Origin of the sequence: Metallosphaera javensis (ex Sakai et al. 2022) (assembly GCA_021654415.1) — an archaeon.
GTDB lineage: Archaea > Thermoproteota > Thermoprotei_A > Sulfolobales > Sulfolobaceae > Metallosphaera > Metallosphaera javensis.
The window spans coordinates 2,143,747-2,157,443 of record AP024487.1 but is presented as its reverse complement, the minus strand read 5'-3'; the positions used below and the strand labels follow the sequence as shown (position 1 = coordinate 2,157,443).

14 protein-coding genes are annotated in these 13,697 nt (G+C 45.2%); 8 read left to right on the top strand and 6 right to left on the bottom strand.

All coding sequences use genetic code 11. The features are described 5' to 3' along the window. Positions 1–17: 17 nt before the first annotated feature. The 4 genes from QVC96_RS12100 to QVC96_RS12085 form a co-directional block, all read right to left on the bottom strand. On the bottom strand, positions 18–149 hold the full coding sequence (locus tag QVC96_RS12100) for a hypothetical protein (protein WP_287689413.1): 132 nt from the start codon (positions 147–149) through the stop codon (positions 18–20). Then, positions 97–759: a tetratricopeptide repeat protein gene (locus QVC96_RS12095; RefSeq protein ID WP_287689412.1), complete on the bottom strand. Its 663-nt coding sequence runs from the start codon at positions 757–759 to the stop codon at positions 97–99. Before QVC96_RS12095 ends, QVC96_RS12100 begins: the two co-directional genes overlap by 53 nt. A 120-nt stretch (positions 760–879) precedes the next feature. After that, a complete protein-coding gene (locus QVC96_RS12090) occupies positions 880–1,683 on the bottom strand; it encodes a DMT family transporter (RefSeq protein WP_287689411.1) in 804 nt (267 codons plus the stop codon). 198 nt (positions 1,684–1,881) lie between these two features. Beyond that, positions 1,882–2,556, bottom strand: a complete 675-nt coding sequence (locus QVC96_RS12085; RefSeq protein ID WP_238025052.1) for an ABC transporter ATP-binding protein — start codon at positions 2,554–2,556, stop codon at positions 1,882–1,884. Between the two features lie 266 nt (positions 2,557–2,822). On the opposite strand from QVC96_RS12085, the gene QVC96_RS12080 reads away from it, so the two are divergent. The 5 genes from QVC96_RS12080 to QVC96_RS12060 all read left to right on the top strand — a co-directional run bounded on the left by QVC96_RS12080 (position 2,823) and on the right by QVC96_RS12060 (position 9,306). Beyond that, the gene (locus tag QVC96_RS12080) at positions 2,823–5,429 is read left to right on the top strand and encodes a COG1361 S-layer family protein (RefSeq protein ID WP_287689410.1); all 2,607 of its coding nucleotides are present in this window, start codon (positions 2,823–2,825) and stop codon (positions 5,427–5,429) included. Then, on the top strand, positions 5,426–6,655 hold the full coding sequence (locus tag QVC96_RS12075) for an ABC transporter permease (protein WP_287689409.1): 1,230 nt from the start codon (positions 5,426–5,428) through the stop codon (positions 6,653–6,655). Before QVC96_RS12080 ends, QVC96_RS12075 begins: the two co-directional genes overlap by 4 nt. A gap of 40 nt (positions 6,656–6,695) precedes the next feature. Then, complete coding sequence (locus QVC96_RS12070; protein WP_287689408.1) at positions 6,696–7,295, top strand: cysteine hydrolase family protein; 600 nt, start codon at positions 6,696–6,698, stop codon at positions 7,293–7,295. Between the two features lie 29 nt (positions 7,296–7,324). Further along, entirely contained in the window at positions 7,325–8,296 is a 972-nt protein-coding gene (locus QVC96_RS12065) for a DHH family phosphoesterase (RefSeq protein ID WP_287689407.1), read from the top strand. A gap of 362 nt (positions 8,297–8,658) precedes the next feature. Next, complete coding sequence (locus tag QVC96_RS12060; RefSeq protein ID WP_287689406.1) at positions 8,659–9,306, top strand: peroxiredoxin; 648 nt, start codon at positions 8,659–8,661, stop codon at positions 9,304–9,306. A gap of 5 nt (positions 9,307–9,311) precedes the next feature. Here QVC96_RS12060 and QVC96_RS12055 read toward each other — a convergent pair whose 3' ends face one another. Continuing rightward, positions 9,312–9,968, bottom strand: a complete 657-nt coding sequence (locus QVC96_RS12055; RefSeq protein ID WP_238025059.1) for a metallophosphoesterase family protein — start codon at positions 9,966–9,968, stop codon at positions 9,312–9,314. A gap of 32 nt (positions 9,969–10,000) precedes the next feature. Between QVC96_RS12055 and QVC96_RS12050 the strand changes: the two genes are divergently transcribed. Genes QVC96_RS12050 through QVC96_RS12040 form a run of 3 tightly spaced genes read left to right on the top strand, consistent with a single transcriptional unit; the run spans position 10,001 to position 12,926 of the window. Beyond that, positions 10,001–11,143: a DUF763 domain-containing protein gene (locus QVC96_RS12050; RefSeq protein WP_287689405.1), complete on the top strand. Its 1,143-nt coding sequence runs from the start codon at positions 10,001–10,003 to the stop codon at positions 11,141–11,143. Further along, complete coding sequence (locus QVC96_RS12045) at positions 11,121–12,233, top strand: citrate synthase/methylcitrate synthase (RefSeq protein ID WP_238025061.1); 1,113 nt, start codon at positions 11,121–11,123, stop codon at positions 12,231–12,233. Before QVC96_RS12050 ends, QVC96_RS12045 begins: the two co-directional genes overlap by 23 nt. A gap of 33 nt (positions 12,234–12,266) precedes the next feature. Further along, positions 12,267–12,926, top strand: a complete 660-nt coding sequence (locus QVC96_RS12040) for a DUF47 domain-containing protein (protein ID WP_287690498.1) — start codon at positions 12,267–12,269, stop codon at positions 12,924–12,926. Positions 12,927–12,964: 38 nt separating this feature from the next. Here QVC96_RS12040 and QVC96_RS12035 read toward each other — a convergent pair whose 3' ends face one another. Then, positions 12,965–13,462 (bottom strand): hypothetical protein, encoded by a 498-nt coding sequence (locus tag QVC96_RS12035; RefSeq protein WP_287689404.1) that lies wholly within the window; start codon positions 13,460–13,462, stop codon positions 12,965–12,967. Positions 13,463–13,697: the final 235 nt, after the last annotated feature.

Here is a 13,697-nt window from a genome sequence, read left to right as displayed (position 1 = left end):
AAACTGAGCTAGGCCCGCTAATCTAGTTTTTCTGATTTGGCCAGATCTGATCTGGCCTCCTCCTCTCTTCCGAGCTGGGAGTAGGCCTTTGACCTCCTAATGTATGCCTCCTTGTAGTTGGGCTTGAGATTGATGCTTTTGGTGTACAACCTGATAGCCCCTTGAATATCTCCCCTTTTTTCCTGTGAGGATTCCCTTGTTTAAGTATGCCTCAGCGTAATAAGGATTAAGGTTTATGGCAATATCCAGGTCCTTTTCGGCGTTTTGTTCGTCTCCCAGTGAGATCCTAGTAAGGGCTCTAAAATAGAAGAGATCAGCATCCAAGGGATAAGAGAATATGGCCCTGCTGAGATCTTGAAGCGCTTCATAAAACCTCCCCATGAAATACTCTGATATCCCCTTTACCTTCAGAACCAGAGGATCCCTATCCTCCAAGTTTTCAATCTCCTTAAGTGCCTCGTCGTATCTCTCCTTCCTGAGAAGCAACATTGCGCGAATTATCCTGACCTCTTTACCTTCTCTATTCTTAAGAAGGTTAAGGGTTAAGTCTGGATCCTTCAATGCCAGCAACTTAGATGCGCTCACGTAATCTTCCCCCTTGATAAACGCATCAATTGCCTCATCATCTCTTCCCAGTTCCAGGAGAACCCTGCCAAGGAGCTGATAGTTCTCCTTGGATGGATTTTGCTCCACTAGTTCCCTGAGTTTCAGCAGGGCCAGATTCAGGTTGCCTGACTGTAACAGGTTTGAGATATCCATCGAAATAATTAACTCAATGTTTCCTTATAAACGTGGATAAAGGGACTAATCCCATTTGCTGTGCATCAAAGAGCTTTCAGTACAGATACAAATCAATCAGGAGCTCTGCAGAAAAATGGGTCACCTTCTCCAGGTGAGGATGGATATTGAAAGAACGATCATTCCTCCACCAACTATCTCAAGCAAGCTGGGCACTTGATAAAATATTGGCAATGCCAGGAGGGTTGCAACAACCGGCTCCAGAAGACCAATTACCTCTATATGCTGAGGTTTAACATGCCCCGAGGCGTAGATAACTGAGGTATGTCCCACCAGAGTTGGTAGGGCTATGAGTCCCAGAAGGGATAGCGTAGAGGGTAAATCTATCCTTCCGGGTCCCTGCAATAAGGCTACTGGGAGGCTAAATAAACTCGACATTAAGTAAATGTAAGATGTCAGGAGGAGAGGATCTTCAGTGCCGGTCTTGGAAAGAAGGATGGTGTAGAGAGCTATGGTGAAGGCGGATACTATCGCCATGAGATTTCCTAGAAGATAACCTTGATTTACGGGAAAATTCATGAGGACAACCCCTAGGAAGGCCACTAGTCCTGTTATGATTTCCTTTCTAGTTGTGGGGATTCCGACCAGTGGAGCGAGAGCCAAAGAAAACAGTGGAGACGTGGATACCAGCACCGTGGAGTCAATAATTGTGGTATGATAGACGCTGAAAATGAAAAGTATCATGTGGGCTGATAACAAAAGTCCCACCTTCCACTGGGAAAGTATCTTTCTAGGATCCAGTTTTCCCCTGGATAGTATTAGTCCAGCTATGAAGAATCTGGCGAAGGCAATCATTCCCGGAGACATTTCTGAAAGCTTGATGAATATGGCCGCAGTACCGAAGGTTATCCCACCTAGGATGAGGATAAAGTAATACTTGTTCAACTTCAGTGTAAAAGGGTATCCTGCGTTAATAGCGGTTTTCCTCTGACGTGACTATGTAAAGCTTGGTTGAAAGGTCATACCAGGGAGTCGTTTTTGAAAGTCATAACGAGACTTCTTGTGATAAGCAGGTAAGATACTCCCAATTAGTTCAAGTAATGAAAAGTTGAAGGAAAAGTTTTAATTATAGAATCAAACTGTTTATTCTATTCTTTCTATCTGCCCATCCCTGATGTGAACCTTTCTTCCAGCTATGGCAGCCACATCTGGATCGTGAGTTATAATGACAACGGTGGTCTTGAACTCCTTGTTGGCCTGCTGAAACGTCTTCAGTACAGCCTCACCGCTCTTGGTATCCAAGTTTGCTGTGGGCTCATCTGCGAGGATTATCTTTGGACTCTGCGCTAAAGCCCTTGCAATGGATACCCTCTGCTGTTGTCCGCCCGACAGTTCGGTGGGTTTCTTATAGGCAAGTTCTCCTAGGCCCAATTTTGTCAGAATGTCCATCGCAATTTCCCTTCTTTCCTTCTTGGGTAAATTACGAGCCACCAACGGTAACTCGACGTTCTCTAGAGCGCTCATTCTATCTATTAAGTTGTAGTTCTGAAAAACGAACCCGATATATGTGTTCCTGATCTTGGAAAGTTCGTCATCGTTCAATGAAGTTGTATCGTGACCGTAAATGTATACCTTCCCTGTGGTTGGCCTAGCTAAGGTTCCCATTATCGTGAGCATGGTGGTTTTTCCGCTTCCAGAAGGCCCAACCACTGCCACAAACTCTCCCTCCTCAATGCTAAGGTTGATCTCCTTGAGTGCGGTAACCTTGACCTTAGTTCCATAAACCTTGCTCACATTCTCAAGCTTTATAACTTCCATAAGGCAAAGGTCAAGTTACGCATTTAAAAAGATATTCCGGAGACCTCTGAATAGAGGCGACTCTTCCTTTCCCTCTGCCCCGATATCTTCACTTCACGCACGGCTAAAATTTCATCCTCTGGTCAGAATGAGTTTAAGGCTTCTTTCTCTGGGTCGTAATAACCTTGGAGATCTTCTACATCATCACATAAGGTAAACGAGTCTTATAAAGGATGTAACAGGAGTATATGGAAAAGTCTTATAAAAGGCATATCGAATAACCGACTATGAAAAATTTGATAGTTTTACTACTTATGGTAGTATTCTTATCTCCTTTATCATTTTTTATCGTCACTGCCAATCCAGCTACCCCCACGGTCTCCATCTTGGGATATGGTTGGGGTAGCCCAAGTTCCACGGTAAGCGCTTACCCAGGTTACACTGATTTTCCATTCTATGTCGAGATAGGGGCAGTCGACTCTGCCACTCCACTGAGCGCATCCATTTCCTTTCCCACTGGTTCCCCCTTCACTGCAGTGGGCGGGAATCAGGCAGGAGTTTCTCAGGGAAGTGGTTACTACCTCGCTGTTTTCTACCTAACCGTATCTAGCTCGGCGTCCCCAGGTTACTATTCAGCTAAGGTTACGGTTAACTATGGAGCCCCAATAGCGGACCAGGTGTGTGTTGAAAGTAAAACGTTCAACATTGAAATTCCTGTATCTGCAGTCGATTTCCCAATTCCCGTGGGAATCCAGGGCGGAACCAGCCAGGTATCTCAACCACTGGTCACGGGAGAGGGGGTTACACCAATCACAGTATCCGTCTCAAACCCCTCAAGTAACACAGTAGATAATGTTCTGGTAAATTTGACCCTTCCATCTGGTTTGATGAGCGAAACAGGCAAGAACTTCCTTACGTTCACTATTCCCTCAATTCCCCCTCAGGAAACTCTTCAATCAACTCAAATGGTCAACGTTACCCAGAAGGCAGTCCCGGGGACCTACACCCTCAACTACTCGGTGACATTCACCAACTATCTGGGCTACAGGTACTATGCCACAAACTCTAACATAACTTCAGGTAATGCTAACGTAACGCTGGTTAACATACCCTTAACTCTCACCATCTATCCAAAAACGCCGTTAACCTTTTACGCTACCTCCGCTTCAGCCACACCCTCCTCTCTAGTATCCATCACGTTAAGGGTAAACTCCTCTTTTAACGCATATATTGAGTCCGTAACCCCGCAGACCAGCTTAACTCTCATTAGCTCTAACTTCACACCCACCACATTTCAGGGAACTTCTAGTTTCAACTATACATTCCAGGTTCCGCAGACCCTGCTACCTGGAGCATATCCTGTCACATTTGCCATCACGTATCAGTTGTTTGGACAACAGCAAGAAACAACTGTTACTACATTCGTACAGGTAAGTTACTATAATGCAGTACCAACCTTGTCAGATCCCACTTGGTCCACGTTGGCTACTCCTGGAACAACAGGTGCCACATTAACTTTTCTGCTTACCAATCCCCTTCCTTACCCCATCTCAGATGTTAATGTGACGATTCTTCCACCAACGGGAGTAAGTGCAACCTACGACACATATGTTGTTCCCACTCTATCAGCATCTGGACAGGGCGTAAACTATGCTCAAGTACCCTTCACTATTACCCTGGCACAGAACATCACACCTGGATATCACGAGATACCCTTCGTCGTGAGTTATTTCAGTAACTATGGATATCATGAGGTGAAGTCGCAGATCCCAGTGTACGTATACCCGCAGAGCCAACTTCTTGTGTCCTTCAGTAACGTTACCATATATCAGGGAACTCAGGCTGAACTACCCATCACCTTGGTGAACAACGATCCAGTGTCAATATCATCCGTCTCCGCCAGTCTCAGGCTAGCAGGTCTCAGTGTTGTGGGATTCTCAAATCAGACCTTAAACTTGGGTCCTAACGCTAACGCCACAATAGTTTTCACGATATCTGCCCAGGGAGTTGGAGCCGGGACCTATCCAGCCACACTAACCCTAGTTTACAATTATGAGGGGGTGACCAAGAGCGTTACTTACACAATCCCAATAAACGTGCTTCCAGCTCAAAATATCGTAGGCGTCACCATAACCCCAACGGAGGTCTTCTACGGTACAATTAATAATGTAACAGTTAAGCTGATAAACACTGCCCAAACTCCCCTTAACAACGTTGTACTAAAGTTATTTGGGCCTTCATCCGAGTTTTCCATATCTCAAAACACAGTGGATATTGGTACTCTTTCCCCAGAAAAGAGTTATAGCGTAACCCTAAGTCTATTACCCACAGTCTCATCGACCACTCCGTTACCTCTATCCGTGCAGGTCCAGTATCTCTTGCCTGGAAGTGGAGTTATCAGTGAAAGCTATAATTTCTCGTTGATAGCTACAGGTCTAGTGGACCTAGTGCTACAACAGCCTTCAGTGACGTTCTCCAATGGTTCTCTAACAGTCAGTGGAGTTCTAGATAATTTTGGTACAGCATCTGCCAATTTCGTCACGGTTTACGTCAATGGTAACTCTACGTACATAGGGAGCGTACCACCCAACAGCCCCACTCCCTTCTCGACCACGCTGACCTTACCCTTCACGGGAGGGAATTCCTCCACTGCAAGAACTCACGAGATCAAGATAGTAGTATCCTACGAAGATGCCATATATCAACCTCATAACCTGACTTATACCCTCAGTTTCTCGCCATCTGCAACTCACTTTAACGCTACCACGCTAGCTAACTTCAGACATTTCAGAAGAAGTGGCAACTCCCTCTTACCAGATATAGTGATATTCGTTCTTCTAATAGTCGTGATAGTTCTAGCCATCCTCCTAGTACTTAGGAGGGGAAAGAAATGAAATTTTCAGATGTTGTAAGCTTTTCCTTTAAAGCCTTAACCTCGAAGAAGCTGAGGACCAGTCTCACCATCTTAGGTATTCTAATAGGCCCAGCCATAGTAGTGGGATTGACGGGTTTAACCCTAGGATTTTCCTCAGTCCTAACCCATCAGCTTTTCTCTAGTCTTTCTCCCACGGACATCTTCGTTACGCCAGGTACTAACGTGATTACATCCTATACCGTGCAACAGATATCCCATATGCCGGGTGTTAAGGCTGTAGTTCCCTTTTATCTTATTTCTGGTACAATTGAAACCCCAAGCGGTCCGGAGGCTACAGAGATTCTCTCCATTAGTACAGGTCGGGCTTCCGAGGTGTTCCCCGGATTAACTTTGCAGGAAGGCCAATATCCCTCACCCTACTCATCTTATGGAGCTGTGGTCGGTTATTACATAGCTCATCCCCAATACCCCGGACAGCCCACATATCAAGTGGGTCAGACCATAACAGTGGTCATGAATACGCCTAACGGGAAGATCACAAAGACCTTCTTGGTCACGGGAAGTTTCAACGAATTCAGTAGCGCCTTTGCGGACATAGACAGGGCACTAGTTGTGCAAAATATAGTAGGTTCTCAGTACTACGGGGATCAGTACAGCGGTTTAATTGTTGAAGCAAGTAGCGTATCTCAAGTGAACAATGTTGTTACCGAAATACATAATGAACTTGGAAGGTCAGTGAGCGTCACATCTGTGGAGCAATTCATTACCCTCATAAATAACTCGCTATCTGCGGTTAGCAGTCTTCTTTTCGTTGCCGGTGCCTCATCTTTCATTGTAGCCTTCGTGGGGATCCTGAGTACCATGTTCACCACGGTGGTGGAGAGAACAAGGGAAATAGGAGTATTAAGGGCCATAGGCTTCACTAGAAGGGGTATCATGGTCATATTTGTGACAGAGGCTATCCTCATGGGTCTACTTGGCGGACTGGCAGGCATAGGAGCGGGAGTTGGCATGGGATACCTTCTCACTTCAGCTACAGATTCTGGAGGACCCGGGGCCGGAAGAGGAAGCGCTGCTGCGTCCGGAGGGCTTGGAATAAATGCTCATATTACCCCAGTATTTGAGCCCACTTTCATGGCTGAGGTAATACTCATTACCGTCCTGTTTAGCCTATTAGCCGGAATTATACCAGCCTATAGGGCTTCCAGGATCGAACCAGCAGTGGCGCTAAGGTATGAAGTATGAAATCCGGGATCTTTTTTAACGCGCATTCTGTTTTTCATTTGTGAGAAAGGAGATTCTAACTCCTGAAATTCCTATTCTAAAGAGCTTATCCATAGATCCCGCAAAAAGTGCAGTTGTAGTTGTGGATATGCAAAATGACTTTGTAAGGAAGGAGGGGAAACTCTATGTGCCTGACGCCGAGTCCACAATTTCTCCCATAAAGCAGTTGATTACCAAGGCAAGGGATTCAGGTGCTCACGTCATATATACTCAGGACTGGCACCTAAAAGATGATCCCGAGTTTAAGATATGGGGAGAACATGCTGTTGCTGGATCCTGGGGAGCAGAGATTGTGGACGAACTGAAACCCGAGAAAGATGACTACGTTGTTAAAAAATTGAGATATGACGCCTTCTTCGGAACCTCCCTAGATTATTATCTTCAGGTTAAGGGTATAGATACTCTGGTGGTGACCGGAACTGTGGCTAACATATGCGTTCTCCATACAGCAGGGAGCGCTGCATTGAGGTGGTATAACATTGTTGTACCAACCGACGGGATATCAGCTATAACGGAATTTGACTACTATGCAACTCTGAGGCAGGTGGACTTTCTTTATAAAGGGAAGATAACCTCCACTCAAGGAATTACTTTTAAGTAATGGTTACCAGTGAAACCTGACCTGAGAAAATGGACTATTACGCCATTGTGCACAACGACTTTGATGGAACTGCCTCCGCCAGCGTTTACGCTAGGGCAGTTAACTCCTTACCCAAAAATGTCTGGTTCACAGAACCAACGAAACTTCACGAAGTTCTGGCAAAATTGGAGCTAAGGGGAGTTTCAAAGATAATGATAGCGGATCTAGGAATTAACGAATCAACCTTTCCCTCCCTGGTTGAAGCTGTTAAGCGACTTAAGGGCGAAGGTGCTACCATTCAATGGTTTGACCATCATGTCTGGAAGGACGAGTGGAAATCGAAATTGAAGGAAGTGGGCGTTGAGGTTTATCACGACGTAACCACATGCGGGGCTGGAGTGGTTAATAAGGTAATGAATCCCGATGACGAGATATCCAAGAGGCTCGCCTCAGCTGACTGTTCCGTGGATATATGGCTTCACGATGATCCGCTGGGAGAAAAGCTGAGAAGGATAGTTGAGAATGATAGAAGTTTTGAATGGAAAAAGAGGCTACTTGAGATCTTCTATGGTGGAACCCTCTGGAATGAGGAGTTCCAGAGAATTCTGGAAACTAGAATAGATGAGGAGTTGAAAGGATACCAGAAGATCTGGAAATACGTTAAAGTGTTGGATGTGGAGGGGGCGAAGGTAGTAGTCGCAATAAGGTGGAAAGGTCCACCCGATATAAGTTACGCCTCCCAATTTCTCATGACGAGGACAGGTGCAGATATCTTCGTTTCAGCTAACGGGAAGGCAGTTTCCTTCAGGAGCAACACCATAGACGTGAGACGTTTTGCGGTGGGATTAGGTGGTGGGGGTCACCCTCTGGCCGCTGGCGCGTCCCTAAGAATTCCCGTGTTCTATAGGTTTCTGAGATGGTTGGGAATAAAGGGACCAGTCATAGATTGGGTTTCAAGAGTTGTGGTAGATGTGATAAAACGCGAAGGTCTGGTAAAGTATGAGAGAAAAACAGCACATTAACAAGTTTTGAGATTTAAACGAAATATAGCTAGTTTCCATGAATTCGATCTAAAATGAAATAAATTTATTCGTCTCGTTCAAGTTGTGGTCAAATCCGTATAAATTCGTCCTACGACGTGATAACATAGCACGAATTTCCTTAACCTTAAAAACATGCTAATGCGGGACTAGCCCAGTTTGTTGTGTATTTCACGTTAAAGACTCCTTAAATACACAACAATATGGAGTAAACCCCAATGCTACACTGTGCGCCTCGTTGAAGAGGTCTAGTGAGTAGTATGTTGAATCTCTACAAAAAGTAACTTCTAGTTAATAGCGACAACAATTTAACCTTCTAGGCAGTAATTAGTGCAGGTGTCAAAATGGTCAAAGTATATCAAAAATTCCCAGACGTTCAAGTTATGACCACAGCTGGTCCGATAGACTTTTACAAGGACATATTTGGAAAGGGTAAATGGTTGTTCCTATTCGCTCATCCTGCGGACTTCACACCAGTCTGCACAACTGAGTTCGCCGAGTTTGCTAGGAACTACTCGGAATTTGAGAAGCTAGGTGTACAGTTAGTGGGCCTGAGCGTGGACAGTATTTACTCCCATATTGCTTGGTTAACTGATATAGAGCAGAGATATGGCCTGAAAATTCCCTTCCCCGTTATAGCTGACCCGGAGAAGAAACTGTCGAGATTGCTGGATCTAGTTGAGGAGAATTCTGGACTCACAGTGAGGGGAGTTTTCATAGTGGATCCGCAAGGAACAATAAGGTTCATGGCCCAATATCCCATAGAAGCTGGGAGGAACATGCAAGAGTTAATCAGGATAACCAAGGCTCTAATAGTGTCCTATAAGGCCAAGGTCTCCACTCCCGTGAACTGGGAACCTGGGAAGGAGGTTGTGGTTGGAGCTCCAACTACACTCATGGAAGCAGAAATGAGGATGAAGTTACCCAATGCAAAAGCCTGGTACCTGATGTTCAAGAAGTATGAGGAACTACCCCCAGATCAAAGAGTGTAACCTTTTTAGATTTTTATTGTGGTAAACCCTCTATTTGCCGGTAATGCAACGTTATACACTTCCACTCTATCCACTCTAGCGTGAGTGACCACTGATTTGTGAGCGTGACCATGTATTGCGATGTCCGGTTTGCATTTTATCTCCCTAATCAGGGGATAGCCAAGCTCAGGATAGGCCCAGGTTTTCTCACCCTTCACTGTCTCATAGGCGGAAGAATAGTGGGTGATCAGAACAGTCAGGTCTCCTTCCTTTCTGCAGAGGAGGTCCTCAATCTTCTCTTTCCTCTTCATATAGAATTCCCTGCCTATTCCACTCTCTAGTTGCCACTTGGTGGGCCTCTCAATTACCCCTTCACTTCCCACTAAGTAAAGTGTGGAATCCCCAATCCTCAGTGAAGTGGCTTCTTCCTCAAGCCAGACTATCTTGGGGTAGAGCCTTCTATACTCAGCCCTCAAATCTCTAAAGTCGTCGTTACCAAATACAGCTATCACTCGCTTGGAGGACAATAACCTGTAGATGGGATCGAAATGGAGAACCTTACCCTTGTCTACCAGATCTCCGGCTAGAATGTATAGATCGTATGGTGGCGCCGTCCTGAAGGCTATAAAGAAATCGTTGAGGAATCTTGGTGAGTGTATGTCAGAGATAGCTCCCAATATCATGGTTTTTAATTAGTGTAGCTAATAAATATTTCATGGAGATAACAGGCATCAGTGACTTACCGCTTCACTACGGCAGAGTTCCCCAATGGCTTATCCCTATAATGAAGAGGCTGTCCAGAGCTATTGTAGATGTAATGCTTCTTGAGTGGGGTCCAGATAAGGTAGTCGAAAGGTTATCCAACCCTTTTTGGTTTCAGGGTTTCAATAACGTAATAGGTATGGACTGGGACTCCTCTGGTTCGACCACAGTCACCCTGGGCATACTGAAGGAGGTAATTAGCCCCGCTCAAGATGGGTTGGCTGTGACTGGAGGAAAGGGAAAGAACTCCCTAAATGTTCCTAAGGAATTGGCCACCCTTCCACTCAATTTCAACGTGGACTCTCAGGGACTTATCAGGATCAGTAAACTGGTTGCCAAGACCGATACCACCCTTCTCCAGGACGGCCATGAGCTATATCATCACTCCCTTCTGGTATCGGAATCGGGTAAGTGGGCAATAATTCAGCAGGGAATGAACCCCACCACGAGGTTTGCCAGGAGATATCACTGGAGTTCAGTGCGTAACCCGGTTGACGAGAAACGCGAGGGGTTAGCTGGACAAAGGGAAAAAGCTGTGCTGAACATTCACGACTCCATTAACGCGAAAAAGGTGATCATGGATCTACTGAGGGAAGACCCCATCAAGATAGAGAGGGAGTATCTCAGGTCCATGGCTATGATTAAGGGTACATCTCTGGACTCTTGGGTTAGCCTTGGAACCACTGGGGCCATATCCGCTGAGGCAAGGATAGTTTACATGAAGCCCGTTGATGTGAAGAGGGTTGTGAAGGTTCTCCACGAAGTGAGGGAGTATTCACCCGCAAATCTTGAGGAAGCTCTCCTCTTGGGTGTAGGTCCCTCCACCATGAGGGCTTTGAGTTTGGTGTCCGATCTAATCTATAATGAACCACCTTCGTACAACGACCCGGTTAACGTGCCCTTTGATCCCTTTAAGTACGCCTTCGCAATAGGTGGGAAGGATGGGGTCCCCTTCTCTGTACACAGGGAGATCGCCTTTGAGGTCATTCACACCCTTGAAGAGTTTGTGACGCAAGCTAAGCTAGAGAAAAAAGATAAAGCCCTTGCGTTAAATAAGCTGAGGGAAATGAAACTTGGAGTTAAGGAAAGGACTTGAGGATATTGCCATAAAGGAGACCTCCATCACCTATATTGACGGTGAGCTAGGTAGACTTTACTACAGGGGTTACTCCATATTTGATTTGGCCAGTTTCTCCAATTTCGAGGAGGTTGCATATCTAATTTGGTATGGCAAGTTACCCACCAGGCATGAGTTAGAAGATTTCAAGTCCAGGTTAGCTGAGGAGAGGTCCATTTCCGAAGACATTTCTAACTTCGTGAAGAGGACCGCAAAGTCAGGTAACCCAATGGATATACTCAGGACTGCCGTGAGCATGATGGGGCTGGAAGATAGAAGTGATGGAGACCTCATAGGGAAGGCAATAAGGATGACTGCAAAGATCCCTACAATAATATCTTTGATTCAGAGGACAAAAAGAAACCAGGAGTTCGTGGAACCGGACCCCTCACTTTCCCATTCTGAGAACTTCCTTTATATGATAAGAGGCGAGAGACCATCTCCCACGGACTCAAGGATCATGGATGTTTCGTTAATGCTACACATGGATCATGAAATGAACGCCTCAACAATGGCATGTCTCGTTGTCGCCTCCACACTCTCCGATATCTACTCCTCAGTTGTAGCTGGTATATCTGCACTGAAGGGTCCCCTTCATGGGGGAGCCAACTCAGAGGCTCTGAAGCAGTTCATGGAGATTGGTACTCCTGATAACGTGGAGAAGTATGTGATGAATAAGCTCAGTTCAGGGCAGAGATTGATGGGGTTCGGGCACAGGATCTACAAGAGCATGGATCCTAGGGCGAAGATTCTCAAGGAATACGCAACCCAGCTCTCCAAGACTGAGGAGATCAAAAGACTGTTTGAAATAGCGAACAAGGTTGAGGAAATAGGGATAAAGATACTTGGCAGGAGGGGAATCTACCCCAATGTAGACTTTTACTCTGGGCTTGTGTTCTACTCAATGGGTTTTGACCCGGATCTCTTCCCCACGATCTTCGCCTCAGCCAGGGTTATTGGATGGACGGCTCACGTGGATGAATACCTGAAGGATAACAAACTCATAAGACCCAAGGCCATCTACGTAGGAGATCTAGGAAAAAGGTACGTTCCCATAGAAGAAAGGTAATAGTTTTAATATCAAAGGAAAATAGTATTCGTGATGATTAAGTTCACCATTAACAAGGAGGAGATACTGTTTTCTAAAACTCTTGAAATGACCAAAAACATTAATGATGCCATCCTGAGGCTGAACGAACTTGTGAGAAAGGTAATCAAGGGAGACAGGGAAGGCGTAATGTCCGAGGTCATTAGAATAAAGGCGATCTATGAAAGGGTTGCCATGATAAGGGAGGAGATAGTATCCATGCTTTATGGGGAGGCTTTCCTCCCAGACTTCAAGGAGTCCATGATGATGCTGAATCAGGCGCTTTATAACACCATAAAGGCCATTAAGGACTCAGGGAGGGCAATCTCCTCCAGGAAACCCAATGAAGGGTTACTGAAGGCCTTAAGCGACGGTCTTCTAACCTATCTCTCCACAGTGATTGAAGGTGGGGAGAAACTCACCGAGATGATTTCCTACATGAAAACCGACATGAAGGAGGCAATAAGGATCGGGAAGGAGATCCAGCTACTGGAAAGGAACGGAGATGACATCAAGGACGTTCTGATACAGAAGTTGTATGATTCTGAGGGCATTGCTGACGTTATCAGCATCCTCCAGTTCAAGGACGTAATCATTTTCATGGATGATATTCTTGATTACATGGAAGAGGCAACACTAAGTATAGAGACCCTTTATGCAACTTTGAAGGCCTGAACGAGAAACACGTTGCTATAGAAGATCTTCGATGCCTATTATTGTTGCTGTGTTATCCTTTTAACAAACCGTGCCTTTCTTGTTATCATTAACTTGTTGATGGATGGCGGGACAACAAGTTCGTCAACGGAAATGATGGAGTCAACGTATCTCTCCAGGGTATCCTGATCAATATCCGGCAGTATCAGTTTTCCTATGTTCCTGAATGAAACTGGCCTACCTGTTGATATTATTTCAGACTTGAAGACTGTTATTTCCCCAATGTTGGACACAACCAGAACATTTCTCTTAGACTCGTTAAATCCATCTATGAAGGCTTTACCTGTACTCTTTATGCCATCCTTTACGTTGGAGGTAATCATCTCTGCCTCGGAGATTGCACTTAGAAAGTTTCCAATGGCCTGATTCGTGACCTCTCCCACAGTTTTACCTGTCTCGCGGGCTAAATTCACTAACCTCTCGTAGAGTTTGGAATCGATCCCCCTTATGGTAACGGTCCTGTTTTCCTTGTTATTCGTGTTTGATGTGTCTGACATGATTTCTCCTAATTCATGAAAGCATAAAAACTTTTCCCGGAGATATTCAGTTAGAATGACGACTCGCTTCGCTCTATTCATGAAGACTTATATAGAAATGATTGCGATTTAGATAATAGAAAACAGAACATTAATCTTCTAGAATTTAGCTCTATCTAGTAAGAAAAGCTTAAATGGATGATTAGAGATATTGAATACATGGTGTTACTATGGCAGTGATCCAGATAGCGCCTCA

Coding starts and splice junctions, on each gene's coding strand:
- QVC96_RS12095 (WP_287689412.1), bottom strand. CDS start 759: ATGGATATCTCAAACCTGTTACAGTCAGGCAACCTGAATCTGGCCCTG.
- QVC96_RS12085 (WP_238025052.1), bottom strand. CDS start 2,556: ATGGAAGTTATAAAGCTTGAGAATGTGAGCAAGGTTTATGGAACTAAG.
- QVC96_RS12080 (WP_287689410.1), top strand. CDS start 2,823: ATGAAAAATTTGATAGTTTTACTACTTATGGTAGTATTCTTATCTCCT.
- QVC96_RS12075 (WP_287689409.1), top strand. CDS start 5,426: ATGAAATTTTCAGATGTTGTAAGCTTTTCCTTTAAAGCCTTAACCTCG.
- QVC96_RS12065 (WP_287689407.1), top strand. CDS start 7,325: ATGGACTATTACGCCATTGTGCACAACGACTTTGATGGAACTGCCTCC.
- QVC96_RS12060 (WP_287689406.1), top strand. CDS start 8,659: ATGGTCAAAGTATATCAAAAATTCCCAGACGTTCAAGTTATGACCACA.
- QVC96_RS12055 (WP_238025059.1), bottom strand. CDS start 9,968: ATGATATTGGGAGCTATCTCTGACATACACTCACCAAGATTCCTCAAC.
- QVC96_RS12050 (WP_287689405.1), top strand. CDS start 10,001: ATGGAGATAACAGGCATCAGTGACTTACCGCTTCACTACGGCAGAGTT.
- QVC96_RS12040 (WP_287690498.1), top strand. CDS start 12,267: ATGATTAAGTTCACCATTAACAAGGAGGAGATACTGTTTTCTAAAACT.
- QVC96_RS12035 (WP_287689404.1), bottom strand. CDS start 13,462: ATGTCAGACACATCAAACACGAATAACAAGGAAAACAGGACCGTTACC.